The organism is uncultured Gemella sp., from assembly GCF_963519265.1.
Classification (GTDB): domain Bacteria; phylum Bacillota; class Bacilli; order Staphylococcales; family Gemellaceae; genus Gemella.
Genome location: NZ_CAUQNQ010000091.1, coordinates 1 through 5,012, shown reverse-complemented (window position 1 = coordinate 5,012; position 5,012 = coordinate 1). Strand labels below are relative to the sequence as shown.

The following is a 5,012-nucleotide window of genomic DNA, read 5'->3' as shown; positions in this document are numbered from 1 at the left end:
GCTTTTTGCATGTTGCTCATAACTTGATTGATTTTTTTACGAGATGGTTTTTGTCCCATTTGACTCATCATACTCATAACCATATCTTCGTTAATTTGAGGATTTTTTTCCATGTAGTTCATGAAATTACGTCTTGCTAGGTAGAAACCTCCCACAACACCGACAAGTAAACAAATTGCTCCAACTAAAATTGTAACTGCAGTTGCACTCATTGTTAATTTCCTTTCTTCTTAGGAGTTATATCTTCTCCGTTTTCATTAATTACTCTAGTATTATCTAATATGTTTCTCATATTAGCTTTAAAATTTTGTAAATATAATTGTCTATATTTAGCTAATTCTTCTGATTCTTCAGCCGTTAATTCACGCTCTTTTTTTGTAGCGTTAAGTGAATTAATTCTAGCAATAACTTCTGTCATTTCCATATTATTATACACTCATTAACTCATCTTGTTTTTCTTTTGTTACTTTATCGATTTCAGCTACGAATTTATCAGTAACTTTTTGAATATCATCAGAATATCCTTTTAAATCATCCTCAGTAATTTGAGAAGCTTTTTCTAATTTTTTCATTGCATCCATTGCATCACGACGAACATTACGTACAGCAACTTTGGCACCTTCAGATTCTTTACCTACTAATTTAGCAAGTTCTTTACGACGTTCCTCAGTTAAAGCTGGGAATACGATACGAATAACTGATCCATCATTTGAAGGATTTAATCCTAAGTCAGATGCTTGAATAGCTTTTTCAATATCTCCTAATAAAGTTTTTTCATATGGAGAAATAACAAGCATTTTTGGTTCTGGTACAGATACCCCTGCTACTTGGTTAATTGGAGTTGCAACTCCGTAGTAATCCACTGTTAATCTATCTAAAACAGCTGCACTTGCTTTACCAGCTCTAATTGACGCTAATTCACGACGTAAGCTAGCTATAGCTTTTTCCATTTTTTCGTTTAAATTATTCATTATTTGTTCAGGCATAATTGTAAACTCCTAATATATATTTTATTCAATAGTTGTTCCTAGATTAGAATCAGAAACAACTTTAACAATATTTTCTGCATCATCTATTGAAAAGACAATAATTGGCAGGTGATTATCCATACAGAATGTAATTGCTGTAGAATCCATTATTGTTAACCCTTTGTTCATAATATCCATGTATGATAACTTATCATATTTAGTTGCTGTGCTGTCAAGTTTTGGATCAGCAGAGTAAACACCATCAACTCCATTTTTACCCATTAAAATAGCTTCAGCACCGATTTCTTTAGCACGTAATGCTGCTGTTGTATCTGTCGAGAAATATGGATTTCCAATTCCAGCTGCAAATATAGCAACACGACCTTTTTCTAAGTGTCTAATTGCACGTCTTCTAATATACGGTTCAGCCATTGCTTTCATTTCAACTGAGGTTAAAACACGTGTATCTACACCTTTTTGTTCTAATGAATCTTGTAATGCTAATGAGTTCATAACTGTAGCTAACATCCCCATTGAGTCAGCTGTTGCGCGTTCCATCCCTAGCTCTTCACCAGTTTTTCCACGCCAGATGTTTCCTCCACCAACAACGATAGCAACTTCTACCCCTTGTTTTACTACCTCTACAATTTGAGAAGTTATTTTTGTAACAACTTCAGAATCAATTCCGAATCCTTTTCCACCTGCTAGTGCTTCACCACTTAGCTTATATAAAACTCTTTTATATTTAGTAGCCATTTCTATCCTCCTAATAAATTACAGACATTATTGTTTCTACTATATCAATTTTTTAAAAAAGCACACACAAGAAGTGTGTGCTTAACCTCTTTTAATAGTATATATTAAATAGAGAATTATTATTTGCTAGCGTTAACTTGGCTCATTACTTCTTCAGCAAAGTTATCTTCTTTTTTCTCGATACCTTCACCAACTTCGTAACGTACGAATTTAGCAAGTTTTCCACCTTTTGATGCTACGAATTTTTCAACAGTGAAACTATCGTCTTTAACGAATTTTTGTTTAACAACTGTGATTTCTTCTAGGAATTTGTTAATTCTACCAACGATCATTTTTTCAACGATGTTAGCAGGTTTTCCTTCGTTTAATGCTTGCTCAGTTAATACTTTTTTCTCGTGCTCAAGTACATCAGCTGGTACTTCGCTTTCATCTAAGTATTTAGGAGCTAAAGCAGCGATGTGCATTGCAACATCTTTAGCTGCTTCTTCATCAGTGCTTCCTTCAACAAGAGTAAGAACACCAATTCTTCCTCCCATGTGAGAGTATGCACCAAATGCATCAGCATCAGATTTAGTTACAACTTCAAATCTTCTTAATGAAAGTTTTTCACCAATTGTAGCGATACCTTCGTTAATTACTGCTTCAACAGTTCCACCTTGAGCTTCTACTTGAAGAGCTTCTTCTAAAGTTGCTGGTTCAGCTGCTAAGATAGCTTCTGCAACATTTTTTACTAAAGCAACGAATTTTTCGTTTTTAGCAACGAAGTCAGTTTCTGAGTTGATTTCTAAGATAACAGCTTTGTTACCTTTAACCTCGATGTAAGAAAGACCTTCTGCAGCGATTCTGTCAGCTTTTTTAGCTGCTTTAGCGATACCATTTTCTCTTAGGTAATCGATTGCTGCATCGATATTTCCATCTGTTTGAGTTAGTGCTTTTTTACAGTCCATCATACCAGCACCAGTACGTTCTCTTAATTCTTTTACCAAACTAGCTGTAATTTGTGCCATTTTGATTTGCCTCCGTTATTTTATTATTAATTTTTTTAATTTATTTTTTAATCTAAAATTATTCTTCTGTTGCTTCTACTTCTTCAGTTTCTTCGATGTTACCTTCGTTGTAAGCTACAAATGCGTCTGCCATTTTAGCTGTTAATAATTTAACCGCACGGATAGCATCGTCGTTTGCAGGGATTACGTAATCAACATCATCTGGATCACAGTTTGTATCTACGATACCTACTACAGGGATTCCTAATTTTTTAGCTTCAGCAATTGCGTTGTGCTCTTTCTTAGGATCTACTACGAAGATTGCATCTGGCATACCTTTCATTTCACGAATTCCACCTAAGAATTTAACTAATTTGTCATATTCTTTTCTTAATTCGATAACTTCTTTTTTAGGTAGTACTTCGAATACTCCATCAGCTTCCATTTTTTCAATTTCAGCGATTCTGTCAATACGTCCTTTAATTGTTTTGTAGTTAGTTAAAGTTCCACCTAACCAACGGTGATTGATGTAGTATTGACCACTTCTTTCAGCTTCTTCTTTAATAGCATCTTGTGCTTGTTTTTTAGTACCTACGAATAACATTTTTCCGCCTTGATCAGCAACTGATTTTACGAATTCGTATGCTTCATCAACTTTCTTAACTGTTTTTTGTAAGTCGATAATGTAGATACCGTTTCTTTCTGTGAAGATGTATTTATCCATTTTAGGGTTCCATCTTCTTGTTTGGTGACCGAAGTGTACACCAGCTTCTAATAATTGTTTCATTGAAATAACTGCCATAGTTATTTTCCTCCTTGGTTTTTTCCTCCGACATTCTCTAAGCTTACTGCAAACATAAATGCACCGAGCAGCTACTCAAATGTCGTGTGTTATATTTTTGTTGAATTTCACTCAACTTTATTAATTATATAGCATTACCAACTAAAAATCAAGTATTTTAATAAAAATCCTACTAACAATTATCTTCTATTTATACTAAATAATTTTTAAGTACTTCTTATTAATCATTCTTCTATTTATATATCTACATATTATGAAATTATTTCTTTTTTTTCACATTAATCAAAATTATTTCGGTTAAGAACTTGATTTTTTTATAAAGTAGTATTATAATTTATTAGAACGTAATTATTACGAATAACGGAGGAATATTACAAATGAATAAATTTTTAAAATTAATTTCAGTTGTTGCTGCATTCGCCCTTCTTTTAGTCGGATGTTCAAGCAAAACTAATTCTGGAGCTTCTAACTCTGGAAATAAAACGAAGATTGTTACTTCAGTAAACTTTTATGCAGAAGTAGCTAAGAGTATCGCAGGAGATAAAGCAGAAGTTTCTTCTATTATAACTTCTACATCTGTAGATCCACATGATTTCGAACCAACTGCTCAAGATGCCAAAACTGTCGCTGATGCTAATATCGCTATTTTAAATGGTGGTGGCTATGATTCATGGTTTGAAAAACTTACCGCTAACAGTAAAGACATCAAAAAAATTGATGGTGCTAAACTACTAGGACTTAAAGATGGAGAAAATGAACATATCTGGTACAATCCTGAGGTAATGAGCAAAGTAGCAGACGAACTTACTAAAGTTTTATCAGAAAAAGATTCATCTAATAAGGCACTATACGAAAAAAATAGAGATAATTACAAAAAAGAACTTTCTAAAATTACCGATAAAATTAATGCATTAAAAGAAAAAGCAAATGGGAAATCAGTATTAACAACAGAGCCTGTTTTCGAATATGCTGTAGACGCTTTAGGATTTAAAACAACTGACCAAGTTAAAAAATTAGCACAAGCTACTGAGGAAGGTAACGACCCTGCGCCACAAGATTTAAAAACAATCCAAGAGCAAATCAAATCTAAACAAATATCATTAATCGTTAATAATGTTCAAACTACTAATAAAACTATAGAAGGATTAATTCATCTTGCTGAACAAAATAAAGTACCTGTACTTAATGTAACAGAAACACAACCAGATGGAAAAACTTATATAGAATGGATGTTAGACCAATACAATAAACTAGAAGAAATTCTTAACGGTGGTTCTGGTGAAAAAGCTTATCACGTAGAAGGAGCTTCTGAAGGTCACTCTCACGACCACGGTCACGAAGGTCATTCTCATGAAGGTCACTCACATGATGATCATGATCACGATCACGAAAAAGAACATAAACATTAATACGAAGATTAAAAATTAGTCTTCACATATTATAAATATGTAGTATAATATAAAGAAGAGATTCTAAATCGTATCTCTTCTTTTTTATATT

General features: G+C 33.0%; 7 protein-coding genes. 1 reads left to right on the top strand and 6 read right to left on the bottom strand.

Annotated features, from left to right (window positions below):
• The 6 genes from RWN11_RS07105 to rpsB form a co-directional block, all read right to left on the bottom strand.
• On the bottom strand, window positions 1-212 hold a 212-nt coding region (locus tag RWN11_RS07105), incomplete at its 3' end, for a YneF family protein (protein WP_314161052.1).
• 2 nt (window positions 213-214) lie between these two features.
• Complete coding sequence (locus tag RWN11_RS07100; protein ID WP_314161051.1) at window positions 215-424, bottom strand: DUF896 domain-containing protein; 210 nt, start codon at window positions 422-424, stop codon at window positions 215-217.
• 4 nt (window positions 425-428) lie between these two features.
• The gene (frr, locus tag RWN11_RS07095; RefSeq protein WP_314161050.1) at window positions 429-986 is read right to left on the bottom strand and encodes a ribosome recycling factor; all 558 of its coding nucleotides are present in this window, start codon (window positions 984-986) and stop codon (window positions 429-431) included.
• Between the two features lie 24 nt (window positions 987-1,010).
• Window positions 1,011-1,724, bottom strand: a complete 714-nt coding sequence (gene pyrH, locus RWN11_RS07090) for a UMP kinase (RefSeq protein WP_314161049.1) — start codon at window positions 1,722-1,724, stop codon at window positions 1,011-1,013.
• Window positions 1,725-1,843: 119 nt separating this feature from the next.
• On the bottom strand, window positions 1,844-2,731 hold the full coding sequence (tsf, locus tag RWN11_RS07085) for a translation elongation factor Ts (protein ID WP_314161048.1): 888 nt from the start codon (window positions 2,729-2,731) through the stop codon (window positions 1,844-1,846).
• Window positions 2,732-2,789: 58 nt separating this feature from the next.
• On the bottom strand, window positions 2,790-3,512 hold the full coding sequence (rpsB, locus tag RWN11_RS07080) for a 30S ribosomal protein S2 (protein WP_314161047.1): 723 nt from the start codon (window positions 3,510-3,512) through the stop codon (window positions 2,790-2,792).
• A 377-nt stretch (window positions 3,513-3,889) separates the two neighbouring features.
• On the opposite strand from rpsB, the gene RWN11_RS07075 reads away from it, so the two are divergent.
• Window positions 3,890-4,921, top strand: a complete 1,032-nt coding sequence (locus RWN11_RS07075) for a metal ABC transporter solute-binding protein, Zn/Mn family (RefSeq protein ID WP_314161046.1) — start codon at window positions 3,890-3,892, stop codon at window positions 4,919-4,921.
• The last annotated feature ends 91 nt before the right edge of the window (window positions 4,922-5,012 follow it).

Coding starts and splice junctions, on each gene's coding strand:
- RWN11_RS07100 (WP_314161051.1), bottom strand. CDS start 424: ATGGAAATGACAGAAGTTATTGCTAGAATTAATTCACTTAACGCTACA.
- frr (WP_314161050.1), bottom strand. CDS start 986: ATGCCTGAACAAATAATGAATAATTTAAACGAAAAAATGGAAAAAGCT.
- pyrH (WP_314161049.1), bottom strand. CDS start 1,724: ATGGCTACTAAATATAAAAGAGTTTTATATAAGCTAAGTGGTGAAGCA.
- tsf (WP_314161048.1), bottom strand. CDS start 2,731: ATGGCACAAATTACAGCTAGTTTGGTAAAAGAATTAAGAGAACGTACT.
- rpsB (WP_314161047.1), bottom strand. CDS start 3,512: ATGGCAGTTATTTCAATGAAACAATTATTAGAAGCTGGTGTACACTTC.
- RWN11_RS07075 (WP_314161046.1), top strand. CDS start 3,890: ATGAATAAATTTTTAAAATTAATTTCAGTTGTTGCTGCATTCGCCCTT.